General features: G+C 60.8%; 8 protein-coding genes and 2 pseudogenes. All 10 read right to left on the reverse strand.

Translation table 11 applies throughout. The features are described 5' to 3' along the window. Nucleotide 1 precedes the first annotated feature (1 nt). The 10 genes and pseudogenes from HPY32_RS30100 to HPY32_RS30145 all read right to left on the reverse strand — a co-directional run bounded on the left by HPY32_RS30100 (nucleotide 2) and on the right by HPY32_RS30145 (nucleotide 14,596). Nucleotides 2-1,039 (reverse strand): polyprenyl synthetase family protein, encoded by a 1,038-nt coding sequence (locus HPY32_RS30100; RefSeq protein ID WP_067577876.1) that lies wholly within the window; start codon nucleotides 1,037-1,039, stop codon nucleotides 2-4. An 818-nt stretch (nucleotides 1,040-1,857) separates the two neighbouring features. Next, nucleotides 1,858-2,253 (reverse strand): annotated as a pseudogene (locus HPY32_RS30105) (DDE-type integrase/transposase/recombinase); the annotation flags it as partial. Nucleotides 2,254-2,558: 305 nt separating this feature from the next. Beyond that, nucleotides 2,559-4,121 carry an IS1182 family transposase gene (locus tag HPY32_RS30110; RefSeq protein WP_082870540.1) on the reverse strand — a complete coding sequence of 521 codons (1,563 nt, stop codon included), beginning with the start codon at nucleotides 4,119-4,121 and terminating at the stop codon, nucleotides 2,559-2,561. Between the two features lie 229 nt (nucleotides 4,122-4,350). Continuing rightward, nucleotides 4,351-5,079, reverse strand: a complete 729-nt coding sequence (locus HPY32_RS30115; protein WP_082870541.1) for a DUF4389 domain-containing protein — start codon at nucleotides 5,077-5,079, stop codon at nucleotides 4,351-4,353. A 1,138-nt stretch (nucleotides 5,080-6,217) separates the two neighbouring features. Beyond that, nucleotides 6,218-6,640, reverse strand: a pseudogene (locus HPY32_RS30120) (ABC transporter permease); the annotation flags it as partial. 325 nt (nucleotides 6,641-6,965) lie between these two features. Then, nucleotides 6,966-7,673 carry a TetR/AcrR family transcriptional regulator gene (locus HPY32_RS30125; RefSeq protein WP_082871036.1) on the reverse strand — a complete coding sequence of 236 codons (708 nt, stop codon included), beginning with the start codon at nucleotides 7,671-7,673 and terminating at the stop codon, nucleotides 6,966-6,968. 73 nt (nucleotides 7,674-7,746) lie between these two features. After that, nucleotides 7,747-9,828 (reverse strand): CocE/NonD family hydrolase, encoded by a 2,082-nt coding sequence (locus tag HPY32_RS30130; protein WP_231951297.1) that lies wholly within the window; start codon nucleotides 9,826-9,828, stop codon nucleotides 7,747-7,749. A 572-nt stretch (nucleotides 9,829-10,400) separates the two neighbouring features. After that, nucleotides 10,401-11,810: a lipase family protein gene (locus HPY32_RS30135; RefSeq protein ID WP_082870542.1), complete on the reverse strand. Its 1,410-nt coding sequence runs from the start codon at nucleotides 11,808-11,810 to the stop codon at nucleotides 10,401-10,403. 386 nt (nucleotides 11,811-12,196) lie between these two features. Then, nucleotides 12,197-13,150: a cutinase family protein gene (locus tag HPY32_RS30140; RefSeq protein WP_309247554.1), complete on the reverse strand. Its 954-nt coding sequence runs from the start codon at nucleotides 13,148-13,150 to the stop codon at nucleotides 12,197-12,199. A 63-nt stretch (nucleotides 13,151-13,213) separates the two neighbouring features. Beyond that, nucleotides 13,214-14,596 carry a lipase family protein gene (locus tag HPY32_RS30145; RefSeq protein WP_231951298.1) on the reverse strand — a complete coding sequence of 461 codons (1,383 nt, stop codon included), beginning with the start codon at nucleotides 14,594-14,596 and terminating at the stop codon, nucleotides 13,214-13,216. Between the last annotated feature and the right edge of the window lie 915 nt (nucleotides 14,597-15,511).

Raw genomic sequence — 15,511 nt, forward strand, 5'->3', positions numbered from 1 at the left:
CTCAATGATCCCGGCCCATGATGAAGTCTGCGAGAATAAGCAGGTCCGCGGCAGCTTCCTCGGTGGGATCAGCCGACGCCAGGAATGTGCCTGCCGCGCCACGGGTTTCCCGTGCCATGTCCTCCGCCCAACGCCGTCCGCCCGCGTTCTCGATCAGCCGCGCGACGTGTGCCAATTCGGCTCGCTTCAGCTGCCGACTGCTCGCATAAATCTGCCGCAACTCCATCCCGGCCGCAGTATCTGAATTCAAAGCGGCTACCACCGGCAGAGATTTCTTTCGCCGGATCAGGTCCGCATAGACAGGTTTCCCGGTGACTTCTGGATCGCCGAATATGCCCAGCAAGTCATCGACCAGCTGACAGGACCGCCCGACCTCCCAGCCGAACTTTCGCATGAATGCCCGGCGCTGGGCATCCACCCCCGCGGCCCAGGCGCCCAGCTCACAGGCGGCGCCGAGCAACGCGGCGGTTTTCCCTTCTGACATTCGGAAACATTCGTCGAGCGACACCATGTGCCGTTGCTCGAACGACAGATCCGCCATCTGCCCTTCGCACAGCTCACGCAGGGTTGCGCCGAGGATTTCCATCACCACATGGTCGTACGGGGAGAGCACCTCGGTCGCCGCGAACAAGAACAGGTCACCCGCCAGAATGGCCGGTCCGACGCCGAATTGCGCCCACGCCGACGTCCGATGACGTCGTATCCGATCATTGTCCATGATATCGTCGTGCAGCTGGGTGAAATTGTGCACTAATTCCACCGCTACCGCGGCCGCGATCGCTCTGTCACGCACTAGGTCGATCGATCCGTCCGACATGGCCGCAGACGACAGGATCGCCAGCGCAGGACGAAGATATTTGCCCGACTCTGCTGTCGGGGTTCCTGAGGCGTCCCACCACCCGATATTATATCCACCGATCCGGCATAACGACTCGGGCAAACTCTTCACAACCGTGCGGTATTCCGTATCTATGAGAACGCGGACGCTTTTCAAGATCTCCGGCGCGCGTCTCCGCCCCACGGCATCGATAGCAGTCATCACAAAATCATCCTTCCTCGGCGTCCACGTTCCGGATCTCGATCTCACCCTTGCGAATCCCAGGCAGGCACCGCCACTCTCGATACATTCCCCGGACCGGGTGTTCACGGGTGAGGTCACCGTAAGGGGATATAAAATCGAAATACGCAACTGTCCGGTCCACCGATACGAATCGGATCGGCGCACACCAAGAAGCCGATCGAGCTTCGGGCCAAAACCTAGGATGCTCACCATCCCAGAAATATTTGTCCGGCGCTCCGCGCGGGCGAACGCCGTCGAACGATCAGATGTTATCGATCGGTCAGTTGTCGACTGAGATATTTTTGACGCCGGTCAAGGCGCGGAGACTTGGAAACATCGAAATATTCGGTTGGACACCGCCGGTCGGCGTTGGAGCGGGTCACCAAATCGATGGGGGTACACTGTGGTCGATGGCGCTCGATGCGACCGTCGTGTGCGATCCCACGACGACCCGACAGGTCCTGTGTGACGATCGAGTCTTCGATAAGGGGGGAGTTTTTCGATCGGATAGGACAAGTACTGGGGGACGGATTGGGGACCTGTCCCTAAAGTCGGCATCGTCGACAGCGACGGCTTGCCCAGCCGGCTTTCCATACCAAACGTGTATCTGTCTACGTGGAACAGATGACGGATGAAATCAACTCGGTGCTGAGTGGCTGGCGCGACCGGGAGGTGCTCGATATGCTGAGTGAGACCAGGGCGATAGCCCCGAAGGTACTGGTCATCCCGATATTTGCCGATGTTGTACCAGTTGCTGTGCGCCAGCAGACCATATCGGATCTAGCCCCGATACCCGGTCAGGGCGCTTCCCCCAGGGGTGTGGGCACCGCTTGTCGTGCTGCGGCCAGTACTGTACCGGCCTGTTGCTCGTAGATGATCGGGCTGGTGTGCCCGAGGGTCGAGTGCCTCCTTCTCGTGTTGTATCGAGTGATCCACCGGAACACCGCCAGGCGGGCGTGGCGGGCGGATTCGAAACGGTGGGTGCCTGTGTGCAGAATGGCCCCGGCCAGGCTGCCGCGGGTCGCGGCAGCGGCCCGGAGTGCGTCGGTGATGAGGTCGGTGCGCATGTGGTCGGCGATCGACCAGCCGGCCAGCCGGTGCGAGTACAGATCGATCACCGACGCCAGATAGAGGAACCGGCCGTCACCCAACGGCAGGTAAGTAATGTCGCCGACGTATTTCTGGTTCGTTCGCCGACGCGGTCGCGGCGCTCGCGGGAGCGGGCGCGGCGATGGTGTCGCGGTGGCCGGGCATCGCCACGGTGTCGCCGTGGTGGCTGGCCGCGGCGGCCTCGGGTGGCCGGTTGCTGGTCCCCGCGTGGCCCTGACCGGGTTGCAACACGAGTCCGCTCTGCCGAAATCGGTTGGGGTGCGGCATTTTCGGCGGGTCTATGTGTTGACGATCCGAAGGAGGTGCCGACGACTGATGTCGCAGGCCGACCATGAGAACAAGGCCCGCCTGGAGCGGGCCAGAGCGATCGGGCTGTTCCGCTACATGCTCATCCGCGAAGCCGCCGATCCCTCGCTGACCCCACGCCAGCGCGGGGCCCCCGGTAACGGGATCTGCGCGGGCCACTGATGCGTACGTTCTGTGAGATCGTGGATTCCGCGCCGGCTCGGACGGCATAGCGCTGCTTCCATTCATCGGTGGCCTGTTCGGCGCGAGCCTGTATCTGGATCTCGTGCAGGGGGTGCGGCAACAGTGCCAGGGATCGGGGACCGCTGACAGCGGTGGTGCACTGGGCGCGCTGCGGGCAGTCCCGGCAGGTCTTCGTGGGGAACTTGACCAGGATGTAGTCGCTGTCGTTGATCCGTGTGGGTGTCCATTGGCGGCTGGTGGTTCCTTGCGGACAAGTAGCGGTGTGCTGGTCGAAGTCCACATCGAAGGCGGACTTGTCGAATCCGGTGCCTCGCTTGGCTTGCGGGCTGTGGTCGGTAGGGATCGGGCCGAGCAGCTTGATGCCGTGAACCCGCTGGGCGCGCTCCATTCGGGCGGGAGTGATGTAGGCGGTGTTCACGATATGCTCGGCCGGAGCCAGCTGTTGGGCGGCCAGATCATCGTGGATGGTCTCGGTCAGCACTCCGTCCTGGACAGGGGCGATCGTGGTGGCCACGTGCGTCACCACATGCGGCAGGTCCTCATCGCAGGTCTCGGTGAAGTGGGTCCGGTAGCCGCTCCAGGCGGTGTCGCGCTTGACGCAGTAGTGGGCGTCGGGATCGTACGGAGAGTCGAACCGCAGCGAGGCCGGCGGCAACGCCGTGCCCTCACACCAGCGCAATTGCCCCTCGGGGTCCCAGTAGTACTGGTGCATCCATACCCGACGTAGGATCTTCACCTTCGGCAGGTCCCGCAACCGCGGTGGCGCGGTAGCCGTCCCCACGGCGGTGAGCAGCTTCAGTCCGTTCCTGCCTATAGTCTCGGCCAGGTCGATGATGCCGCTGCGCCCGCCGGGAACTTTGCCGATCTCCACCTTCCGGCCGTACTGTTTGGCCCACCGGGGTTCGACCAGTGGTGCAAGCCAGTCCGGGTCGGCCTCGGCCAATTCCTGCAGGGCCGCCCGGACACTCTCGCCCGCCAGCTCCAGACGGCTCAGCCGCCGTACCGCGGCCAGTACATGAGTGGCGTCGGTGGGTTGCTGGCCCCGGCCCTCGAGCAGTCCGGCCCCGATCAGACGCGCCAGCATCACCTGCAGGAGTCGATCGGCCCGGTCGTGTTCACCGAGCCGGGCACGGAACTCGCTGAGTACCGAGTAATCGAACACGGCGTCCTCCAACTCCAGGCCCAGCGCGTACTTCCAGTCCAGCCGCAACCGGACCGCATCGGCAGCCTGGCGGTCGCTGAGGTTCTCGGCGAACTGCAGAATGCTCACCAGCATCAACTGTGCCGGCGAAAGCGAGGGTCGGCCATCGGTGGGATACCAGCTCAGGAACTCCTCATCACCGATCAACTCACTCAACCGATCCCGGATCAACATTGCCGGCGCACCCTTCGGGCAGCTACTCCACGCCGCTTCCGCCGTCCTGGCCGGAATCCCAGCAGGACCATGCGGACGTAGTGACATCACTCCTCACCTTCTGGCACAGATTCTCCCCCGACGCCAGCAAGCCAACCCCCGGAACAACGACCTCCTACAACATCACCAACAGCGTCACGATATTGAGGCTGGCGCCTGGCTGCTGTCCTTCAGGCGCAGCGTCGGGTCGTTGCGCAGGATGGGTCTGCTGGATCGAGGTGCCCGCAATGCGCTGGACGGGCTGTGTCCGGCGGCCACGCCCAAACAGATCTATGGACTATTTATTGCCCCTCTCGGCAGCAGTTGGCTCTGCGGCCTCGATCTCTCGCATTACGCATACCGGCTCACGCGCTCCTTGATCGAGTCGAAATGGCGGATATTCATCACACATCAATGCCGCATACGTTTGCACTCGCCAGATCCAACGATTAAGGCCGATTGTAAATTCGAATATCCCAATAGGATAACGGCCTATAAAAAGTAAGGAAATCTCGGCTGTGGCAATCAAGATCGTCAGAAGCGATATGGCAGTCGCATTGACCCAATCGCCGTAGTCGGTTGCTGAGAGCATATGAGCGGCCTCGCTCCCAACAGCGGCTATTATCAAGTAGTGAGGTATTGCCAATAGCCACGACTTTATCAACACCAAACCGCGATTGAGTCGCTCCGGATAGTCGACCTCCAAGTCGGCTGGATAGTCAGAGTCAGTTGAGAGGCTGAAAGGAGGATACTTATCGGTGCCCAGGACAAACGAATAGAACGAGACGCGCCATGCCCATCGCATCACCCCGACGTTGAACTCGAAGAGAGTTCGTGGATAGCGTGCGGTGCATAAGACTGCAAAGAATGCCACCATCGTGACGATCGAATACGCGATGGCCAGGAAGAATAGCACAACGAAATGCGGAATGGCCAGCACCCATTTAATCAGCCACTTCCAGCGCGACAATGCGGGGTCCAGATCACCTCGGACCCGAATAGGGTAGCCAGCCAACTTTTGCTGCATGTAAGGCTCCTTCTACTCAATTCGAATTCTGACCTGTTAGTCGAACTATCGAAGATCAAGATTCACGTAGTTCAAAAGATTCCGAACGTCCGGATTCGGATCGTCCGATCCTGGTTGATTGTCTGCGACCGGCGATAATATCGGGGGCATCTATGTCATTTCTCAGCTTCCTGGCATATCGCGGCGATTGCAACATCGCCTGACGTGTCGACGGAACCCTCATCTAGCTGACCGAGATTATGGATCAATAGAGGGCCGCAATGTCGATGGAAATAATGTAGAAGTCACGAGACCGCTTCTCGTCACTGGTAATCCCTACCGACCGTAAGAGGCAGATCTGATCAGATGCACATATATTGCTGGAAATCTGCACACTCGATCCGCGCTCACCCGGAGAGCTTGATAACAGAGCGACAGAGCAGATGGCAGAATCTAGGCGGCGATCGAAGCGCTGTCCCCTTGCCGATATTCTCCACCGATGCAGGGTGCGGTCGTAAGCGAGTAGTAGCTCCGCTAGTGAGCTTTAATGGGTGATTCCATGGGTGTGACTGCGGGAACCGGTTGTCACGTTAAAGCCTTTGAGGTGAGGCATCCGCAGGGCGGTGGTTTCACCGTTGAGCGGCTGCGTGTGAGCCTGCGTTTGGTGCAACGCTGACACCACGCCGACGTGGCGGTGATGCGACGGGGGCTGCCTCGAAATGCCTGGTGTCGCCGCCAATTCCGACCGACTCATACCTATCTCTATCAGATATTTAGTTCACATCTCAACCCTCCATGTTCGTAATGCTCACGTGATTCTCGAATCAACGCGGATCATACGCTGATAATCGTGTGAGACCTGATAGGTGCCGCAATAATTACATTTACCAACGGTTTGCGATGGGTTAATTTCTGATGCGGCGCCCGCCATTCAGCCAAGTGAACGATGCAACTATAGACAGAACAGTGGTTGCTGTCAACTGCAATCCGGGTTTGATACATTTCCGCGGTTCACGATGCTCCGGATGTGACAAAGTCGCGGCTACCTTGCAGTAGTCATCGTCTCTAATGTGAGTACCACGATAAGTTTGCATACGTTGGTTTCCGGATCGCCGCATTCATTCCGAACAATGTTTCATGCCGCCGTTTGTTGTGTACCTCAGTGGTTGGCTACCTTGGGGTACTGCAGCTGCGCCAGCGGCATCGCGACCACCAGACTCGCCAGCGAGCAGCCGATCGAGTATTCGACGCAGTGGTCGGCTGCCCAGCCGCGCGGCGGCACGAACGACGGTGGCGCCCCGTTGTCGAACAGTTTCCGACCGGCGGCGGATACCGCGGTGATTGGATTCCATTCGGCCATCGTGCGCAGCGGCCCGGGCAGCGTCTCCGCGGAGATGAACGCCGAGGAGACGAAGGTGACCGGGAACAGCCAGATCAGGCCCGCGCTCTGGGCCACCTCAACGCTCGGCGACATCAGCCCGGTCAGCGCCCCCACCCACGACATCGCGAACGCGAACAGCAGGATCACGCCGAATGCCAGTGCGGCGGAGGCGATTGCGCCGTTGATGCGCCAGCCCACCACACACCGACGACGGCATCGTACGAGCGCTTGGCTCAGAGCCGTCCCGTGCCGACATGTGTTCAGCAGATCAGCGATGCTGACAATTCCACGATAGGCTTTGTTTTCAAGCGTGGATGTAGCCCATTGACCTTGGCGAAGTAAGCAGTCCCGCCCAGGCCAGCATCGATATCGGCCGATGCGAACGATGTTCTGTCCTGTCCGAGGATGACTGTTGTGATGCCTTGTCTTCGGAATACGCGAACAGATGCCTCCACATAGAAGATCTGCGGGCATACGGCCGACCGTTTGTCCACGAACTGGTCGTGTAGAGGTGTCGGGTGGGATGTTATCTGGACTGGCTTGTCGTGGCGGAGCCCTCGGCGAGTAACGTGATTACCACGTTTGCCCCAGTGGCGCCCATGCTTTCGGGATTGATTAGGCTGATCAGGAAGTGGGTCAGTACCTCGACCGCGTCGGTGAGTTTCATGTCAGCGCTACCGAGGCTCCATTGGTGGACGAGTGCCATGAGAGCGCCGATGAAGCCAGTTGCTGCGGCTGTGTATCCGCCGGGCGGACAGTAATCAGCTCCGCGGGTGTGCGCTATCTGTTCTGCGATGTACCGGACCCAGAGTTCTCGTGATTGCACGCGGTGTTGTTCGGCTCGTTCGCTGACGCCGATGACTTCGACGAAGACTAGGCGTGCTCGGCGGGGGTCGTGGCCGACGGATTCCGCGAAGGCGGTCATCGCGGCGTGGGCGCGGGCCACGACATCGTCGGCCTGTTCGGCGACGGCCTGGCTGACGGCGTGCCGGGCTTGTTCTTGGATCATGTCGTAGACGGCGAGCAGCAGATCTTCACGATTGTCGAAGTGCTCGTAGAATTGTGCGCGTGCGAGCCCAGCGGCGTGACAGAGCAGGGTGACCGAGCTGTTGGCGTATCCGCGGTCACCGAAGACCTCGATGCCGGCGGCCAGGAGTTTGCGGCGTCGTTCGGCTCGGCGGGCTTGGACGGCGGGGTGGCGGCTGGCCGATGTGTGCTGGCCGGGGACTCTCACCTGGATCAGCGTATAGAACTGCCCGCACGCGTCATGCGTGCGGGCAGTGTTCTTTCCGAGGAGCACTCGCGGCCTATTCCGGGATGTCGTTGTTCACGGCGATGTTGACCCAGCTGGGTGTGGCCGGGTCCAGCCGCAGGGTCTGCGGCCGCAGACCGCTGGCAGCCAGTGTCGGCAGTGTCGGGACGCCTTTGAGTCCGTTGCTGGCGTAGACGTCGACGCGCAGCCTGTGACCGGGTTGCAGGACCGCCTCGATAGGGGTGAGCGCGATGTCGAGGGTGAGCGGCTGTCCAGGAATCACCGGTTCCCGCTGGTTGATGTCGACGAATGGGACGGGGATGGTGTAGTCCCCGTTGGGTGAGCGGCTGCTCTGCGCGTCGTCGATCTTGCGCAGTGAGGAGACCAGCTGGCCGCTGCTGATTTCGCGTGATTGCCCGTCGGGTGCGACGTCGTTGACTGTGGCCACCCAGTACCCGTCCGGGGCATCGTGCACGACGTTGAGGTGCACCGCGATAGGTCCGGAGATCTGCGTGGCCGCGGTGACCGCGCCGCTGGTGAAAGCCAGACCGCTGTGCTCCCAGATCCGTGAGTCCTCGGTGCATGCCACGATCACTGACGTCGCTCCGCCGGTGATGCGCGCCATGTCGCGTGAGCACAGGCTGAGCAAGCTCGGTGCCACCGAAAAGTCGTGCACCCCGGCCGGATTCGGTCGTGGCGACAAACTACCGTCAGCGACCGCGTGACCGGCTGTGCCGGAGGGCGCGTCGGTGAGATACATCCTGCGGTAGTCGGACTCCGCTTGCGGAGATTGGGTGATGGTTTCCCAGCCGCCACCTTGCCGTTTCACCGTGAGCGGACTGTATTTGTCGATGCCGTTGTCGGTCCCGCGGAGCCACTTGTCGAACCACGCCCGCTGCAGCACATCCACCCGGGGCGGCATCCCCGGGTGTCCGAATCCAGCGACTCCGGAAAACAAGTGATACCCGTCGCCCATGATGAGCTTCTTCTGCTCCAGGGGCAACGGCACCTTCTCGAAGCTTTCCATCGGTGTGGTACCGAAGATGTCGAACGACGCATCCAGGACGAACGTCGGCATCGTCACCTTGCTCAGGTCGGTCTTCAACCCTTGGCGGATTGGGGAATTGGGGTCGAGGAAAGCCTTTGTGCCCGGCGGCAAATGGTCCCATGCTGTCGACCCGTAAGCGCCGGCGAGAACATCCAACATTGTGAACGGGTCGGCTAGGCGGTCCTTCAACCATTGCAACTGTTGCGCCGGATCGAATCGGCCCGACAGTACCGATTCCAGGTCTGGCGCGTTCTTCACCAGATCGACACCAAGCAACCAGAACGATAGGAAACCCAAACCGGTGGCACCGCCCGCCCCGGCGATGTCACGGAAGACATCCGTGCTCGGCACACCAGCGAAAATCGCGCGCAGCGCCTCGGGTGTGTGTGCGGTCGCTTCCAGCGCGGAGATACCGGTGAACGACGTGCCCGTGAGACCGACCTTGCCGTCGCTCCACGGCTGCCGCGCGGCCCAGTCGATCACCTCTTTGGCGTCGAGCTTCTCGCGATCGCCGAAGACCTGCCATTTGCCTTCCGAAGCGCCGGTGCCGCGCATGTCGACTTGCACGAGCGTGTACCCCGCGTGCACCAGGGCCCAGTCCTGTGCTAAGAGCCGCAGCACTCCGGAGTCCAGCTGCCGGGTCAGATCGGTGATGCCGTCCAGCCCGCTGCCCGGAAAGTTCAATGAGGAGATCCACGGCAGCAAAACCTGCTCGACACCAGGGATTTTCAGGAGAATCTGGCCGAGATTCGCTACAAGTTTGCCGTAACCTTGCATCTGCAGGATCACTGGGAAGCGACCCTCAGCAGGCCGGTTCCCGGTCGCTGGATGATACACATCCGCTTTCAGAACCGTGCCGTCGCTCATGGTGATAGGCACCGACAGGTCGGTAGTCATATCCGGAAACGGCTGTGGACCATCTACCGAAGCGGTCCACGCTGCAGCATACGACCCGCCATCCGGCCCGGTAAAACCATCAGCCGCGCGCGCGAGTGTCGCATTCGACAGAAACGGGACACATATCAGCGCCACCGCTGTGAATACCACGACCTTCAGCATGAATCGTGGCATCGAGATCTTGGGCCTCATTGCACTCCTCGAATGTGAGTCAGCTAACACGCAACACGGGAATTGGCATTTCCGAGATGTTGCCAACTGATGCGACAACACCACAAGATAATCGTCAACATACTTTAGACAGATGTGTCTAAGGTGTCAACGGTGAACCGCTATGGTCAGTCCGGGGCTTATCGGTACGACAGCCAGGCCGTTTGCTGGGCTGGTTTGATCAACACAATTCGGCTGAATCACCGCAGGCCACCCACCCCAATCCGACAACGCCGCCGTCCTGGGTTCCGAGCGAAACACGAGAGGGTGATGGACCGCCGCACACGCCCCGGCCGCAGGGATCCGACTTCACGCTGGTGACCGGCGCGGCAAGCGGATTCGGCGAGGCCCACAGTCGGGCCTTCTCCGCTGGGTCCGCGACGGCGCTTGGACGGTGCTGGGACAACGGAACTAGCGGGCGCCGATCGCGCCGCCGAAGCATTGCGCCAGCCCGATAACGCGAGCAGGACGGACAGGAGCAGGGCTGCGATTTGCGTGATAGCAACGCTAGCCGCTGGCTACTTGCCTTGGGGTTCTCGATGGGCGGTGGTCGGCTATTTCTGACCGGGGAGAGGGCCGAGTGGTAGTCCGACTATGCCTGCGACCGCCGCGATGTACTGCTCGAATTGCGTCAGGATGTTCTTGGCGTCTTGGAATGTGGTGAGCTGGTCGGTGGTGGTGCAGCCGACCGGCGTCGGTGCGCCCTCGGTGAAACGGTTGTCCAGCCAGTTCAATGCCGATGGCTGCCCCCATACTGCCAGCAGCATATGTTCGCTGAGATGGTCGCGCACGTATTGGACGGGCGCGCCGCCGGCGCAATAGTTATGTACCATCGTGTCGGTGCTTTCCATCGGAACGGCGGTATCCAGCGCCGCTTGGTAGACGTAGAGGGGTGCGGTCACTCTAGGGTTGTTGCGGCCGAGGGTCGCATCGTCGAAGGTCTCCTTGACGTCTGGTAACTCCATGAATTCCTTCACCGGAATCGTGAGGTATTGCTGATAGTTGTCGAAGAGTTCCGCCACGACGTTCAGGACGAGGCATCGTGATCGAATCCGCTCCATCACCCGCAGTCCTTGTGGAGTCAGATGCGAGTCGAGGGCGTCTCTGAATTTCGGATATGCAGCCGCCAAGGAAGAGATGCCAATGCCGACAAGACCGGATTCCCCGGTCCCCACCAGTGGAAGCAGGGCACGCATATCTGGCACCGGTGCGCCCAGAGCCATTCCCTTGATGTTCAGTTCGGGTGCGTAGGTCGGCTGCACCTCGGCCGCCCATCCGGTGGCCATTCCACCTCCCGAGTACCCCCACAGCCCAACGGGGGTGTCTTTTCCGTTTAGGCCGAGTGGGGTGAACTGCTCGGAGGCCCGTATGCCGTCGAGAATCACGTAGCCCGGTTCCCGCGCTACCGTCATATGCCCTTGAGGGCCTTCGTGATCCGGGATGGACACTGCCCAGCCCTTGGCTAATTCGTAGGCGATTCCGAGCAGTTCGACTTGTCCCTGGAATCCGGTCGCGGCCGTAATCGCGGAGGCGCCTTGCTGGTACAGATGCGAGGGCCCGCATGCCGGATTGGCGCTGTCGTAGAACAGATTATGCGAAACCAGCGGACGGTTCATGCGTTGTGGACCCGCAGGTAGCACCACAGTAGTGACCGCCGCCTGCGGTTTGCCGAAGAGATCGGTCGTTCGGTATAGTAACTGCCAAGATTGGACGTTGATCTTGAACAGGGTCAGCGCGGCGAAGCTGATCGGCCTCGTCCGCAGGATCGTGCCTGGCGGCTGTGACTCGTATCCGGCGGGTGGCTGGTAGAACGGATCGACTTGAGGTTCCAACGGGGCTGCAGCAGCCTGCGGCGGGAACCCGGTGACCGGAGTAACCGCAGATAACACTGCGGCAACAACCAATGCAATCACCCATCTGGCCAGTATTCTCTTATGTGTTTGGGAGTTGTGGAATGTAGACATCAGACTACCTTCCTTTGCGTGTGCGCTGTCGAAAAATCCTATGAAACGACGCAATCCAAATTGTACAAGGAGATGAGAGTTCGGCTGTGCGTCCAGCCGAGCTACGCTCGGGTCGCGTGAATCGGAACGAATATTCTATTGATTCGATCTATCCAGGGTGCGAACCGGCTCTGAGCTGCCTCTCGGGTCACGAGATTTCGATCGTTGTCGCCGGTCTGTCGGGTGAATCGACCATAATGAGATATTGATATTTGTATCCGAATGTTCGCGTGAGTACACATTCCTTAGGTGCTCGGATCGGGCGATAGAGGCGATACCTGGGTAGGTGATTTATCGAGGCGGCCGCCGAATCATCGCCGATCGTCGAGTAGGATGCGGAGCAATTCTCATGTGATGTCTGCCAGCCAGTTGTGCAGCCATGTGGTGGCTGTGTGATTACTGTCGACGTAGTAGCGGGGATAGGAGGCATGTACGTGGGATCTATAGAAAGTTTCCAGCTGTTGGACGCGCAGCTTGTCGGCGCTGCCGCTCAGCTGACTTTGCAGTTGAGAGATTCCGCCGGCAGCGCCGATATCGGCCAGTAAGGATTCAGCCTCCGATTGATACTGGCCGAAATTTGCGGGGTTCATATCGGAGATCTGTGCGAATAGTCCGGCGATCCGCGTGATGAAGTCTTTGTCTGGCGTCGAACAGTAGAGATCTCCTGTCGCGCAAATGGTGCGAGTTCGTGCGGCGACGGCACCGAAACCGCCGATTCGCGGACCCTCTATGCCCTGACCAGCTGTGGGTGGGCCGATCAGAGTGTCGTTGGGGGAGCGTTGCGGGTCAGAGATGAGGCCGACGGCAGCGACACGATCCGGCGAGACGACGCTCCGGCCACCACCGATTTCAGCGGCGAGATCGCCCGCCGCGTCGGCGCCCTGGCTGTAGCCGAGTAACGCAATTCGCGTAGTATTGCACTGTTGCACCATTGTCGAAATTAGATTTCGGGCATTGCCGACCGCTTCGTCCCTGGACCGGCCGTATACTTCCTTTTCCCACGGGAAAGCGGTTGCCGAATAGTTGACAAAATCCGTTCGGATCGAGTCGGATAGTTCATCAGTGACTTGCGACAGCATACCTGTTCGGAGTTTTCCGGGGCTGTCGCTGGATGTCTCCCAAGTGCCAGGTATAGCCACGACGTATAGGGTGGGGCACACGGGATCGGCATGCACCACCGGACCGGTTGCGACGGTTGCGCTAGCGAGTGCCAATGAAAGCATTGACATTGCCGCCGTGCATCCTCTTATTCTTCCGTGATGTATTTCTCCAAGACGCATGGTATATTCCTTGACGGTCATACTAAGCTTTTCGGCGCAGTCGGCCGACATGAGTCTGTTATTGACCTCTCTGCTTGCAGCTGTTTAATGATGTCCGATTGGTTGTTGAACGGCTGCCGCGAGCAGGGTGCCCGCGGCTTGAAGCCAGGCTGGCCAGCTCTTCGGGTCCAGCAGCATGGAGCCTTCGTCGCGAATGTCACAACCTGCAGCAACTGGAACCCCGTCGAAGCGGTCTTTCAGCCAGACGAGTTCTTGTGCCATAGCGAAGTATTGAAGCGTGAAGTGCTCGCTGAAATGGTCGCGGGTGTATCGGATCCGTGCCTGGGGGTCACGGCAGTATGTGTCGACCAGATTGTTGACCGGTCCGACCGGCACGAGCCAGTCGGGGTTGGCGTTATACATGAACATCGGCATGTCCGGCACTGAATGCCCCATGCGGATCGCGTCGAACACCTGAGCAGGCACCGGGTCGTGCATGGGGTCGGGAACGTCGAACATCTGCTCGTAGGGCAGAAACGGTACCAGCGCCGCTGACCACACCAGGCATAGGCTGTTCTTGACGGGCCGTAGGGCTCTCAGGATGGGATTCATGTGCTGGTCGAGATAGGCGCCCAATTCCGGATATTCCTGCGCGACCCCGAAGACTCCGCTCAGGAACAGCCCCGCGCCCAGATTGCCATTGCCCATGTGCACCATGGCGTAAAGGTCGGCTGCGATGCCGCCCTCTGCCGCACCGACTATATTGAGCTCCGGTGCGTAGGAAGAGCGCAGCTCCGCGGCATGGCCGGTCGCGATCGATCCACCGGAGTATCCCGCCATCGCGACCTTGGTGCCGGTCCCACGCAACCCTACAGGCTGGAAATTCTCCACCGCCCGCACGCTGTCCAGGGTGATCCGCCCGTTGAGCGGACCGGACCCGAATGCCATGTTCGGGCCGTCGAAATCAGGCATGTTCACCACCCAGCCCGCACCGAGAGCGGTCAGGGGAAACAGAAACTCGTTCGGGACCGCCGGCTGGCCCAGGACGGCACCCGGTATTGATGCCTGCTGCAGGATGTAGGACGCGGAGCAGTACCGCGCGCTCGAATCCACCGGGAACTGATAGGACAGCAGGTTCCAGGGCTGGCCGTTGTCACCGCCGCGCGGCTTCATCACGGTCGTGACCGCAGCGAGCGGCTTGCCTAGATGGTCGGTGGATCGGAACGACAGCTGCCACGCGTCGATATTGAACGGCAGGACCGAATACAGCGCCAGATGCACCTCACGAGCGGCGATGATCTCACCTGGCTGCTTCGACGCCACTACGTCCGCAGGCGGGCTGTAGAAGCCTGGATCGAACTCCGGGGGCAGCGGTGGCACGGGAAACGGTGGAGGTGGTTGCACCGGAACAGGCGCAGGATCGGCCACAACGACTCCCGTCGTCATGGACACCGACCCAACCGCGAGAGCGACAGTCACGACCACCATGCGGAGGATCCGCGAAGACAGCAACCTCATAGGGCCTCCCATCCAATGATGTGATCCGAACTACAAGACAGTCGAAGCACCAGCCGCAATACGGTAATGAAGCTCCGCTTGGCTACCGAGGACATCGCCGGTGTGGCTTACGACGGACAGTGCCGATCCGGGTGATCCACTCCGCGGCGCATCTCCAGCCACGCCGCGGCGTTTGGCCAGTTCACCGGGTCGGCGGGTAGGTCTCGCTGGCCGGGCACGATGCACCCGCAGATCCACGAGCGCGACCGACTCACTACAAACGGTGTAATTCGTCGACCGATCGCTCACCCCTCGATTGATCCGGTACCCGCGACGACCAGTGCCCGGCTTCCACACGCATACAGACATCGACTTCTCCCTTATGCGAGGAAGTCTGACGGTGTGACCCGCACTACACTTCCTGTGTGCATCTCACAAAACACCAAATGGAAGTATCTTGATACCTGCAGTTTCACGGATCAGGTAGGGGGGACATCGGGCACTATGCACAATGATGCTCACGAATGCTGGCATTGACGAGCGGCGTGCCACGGGGTGCCGTCCCCCCGTTTCGTAGGTAGAGGTTTGGTGCAGGTGCGAACCCGCCAGCGAGTTGCCGGCAGCGCGGACGGTGAGTGGCCCGTCGGCGTGGTCAATGGCATGAGGCTGACCATGTGCGGACTCTTGGTCTTGACGGGGCGGTCGTCTAGGCCGCCGCCCGTGTATCCGGAGGTCGCCGAGGTCGTTGACTCGGTGTTGGAGACGGCGCGGACGGATAGGGCGCCAAAGTCGAACAATTGCGAGCCGAGTTGGAGCGGGCCCGCCGCGCTCTCGACGAACCGACGGGCCGACAGTTCGGCATGCGGCTCGCCGCTCGGCCACGCTGACGGTGAGTTGCCGTTAGCG

It is taken from the genome of Nocardia terpenica, from assembly GCF_013186535.1.
GTDB lineage: Bacteria > Actinomycetota > Actinomycetes > Mycobacteriales > Mycobacteriaceae > Nocardia > Nocardia terpenica.